The organism is Nocardia amamiensis NBRC 102102, from assembly GCF_001612745.1.
Classification (GTDB): Bacteria; Actinomycetota; Actinomycetes; order Mycobacteriales; family Mycobacteriaceae; genus Nocardia; species Nocardia amamiensis.
In genome coordinates this window covers 1-715 of the sequence record NZ_BDBA01000469.1, presented here as the reverse complement: position 1 = coordinate 715, position 715 = coordinate 1, and the positions used below count along the sequence as shown (strand labels likewise).

At 69.0% G+C, this 715-nt stretch carries 1 protein-coding gene; it reads left to right on the top strand.

Annotated features, from left to right (window positions below; all coding sequences use genetic code 11):
• Positions 1-308 precede the first annotated feature (308 nt).
• Positions 309-665, top strand: a complete 357-nt coding sequence (locus NA4_RS38465; RefSeq protein WP_067481186.1) for a hypothetical protein — start codon at positions 309-311, stop codon at positions 663-665.
• The last annotated feature ends 50 nt before the right edge of the window (positions 666-715 follow it).

Below are 715 nucleotides of genomic sequence, written 5' to 3'. Positions count from 1 at the left end.
CGCGGTCACCGCGGGTGCGATCGCCGCGGTCGCCGGATCCCTGCTCGGCAGGTCCGCGCCGCCGGTACGAGAGGAGCATCCGGCCAGCAGCACCAGCAGCACCAGCACCGCCCCACCCGCGAGTGCCGAGAGAATCGAGCCGCGAGGGCGCATGCACCGAACTCCTAACTACCGACGAATCTTCCGCAACCTCACCATCTGACCATGATGACGCACTGAACCGACCGACCGGGGTGTCGGCTCGAGCAGGATGTCGGTGATCGGAGTTACGGTGGAGTCCACCCGCAGTCCGATTCAGGGAGATCCGGTTGAAAGCCGACCATCCGCCGGGGTTCACCGTCGACGACATCACCGTCGGCCCGTACGCGCACGGGTTCGGGACCACCGCCGACGGCCACCCCTTCGCGTTCCGGACCGTCCGCGCGACTCTCACGCTGGAGATCTACCGCCGCGACCTCGACAGCGCCGTACCCGGCCCGGAAGACGTGCTCGCGGTCGCCGAAGCCACCGTCACCGACATCGACCTCGACGACGAGCGCAGTGTCGTCGCCCTGGTGCGGGATATGATCCCCGACGCCGCGACGATCGAGGCAGCCGCCGACCGGGACGTCACGACCGTGCGGGCTCTGCTGGGACGGATCAGCTCCGTCATCGACGGTATGTAGGACGTGATGACCCACACACGACTCGCCCGGACCGCGCTCGCCGCGGCGGG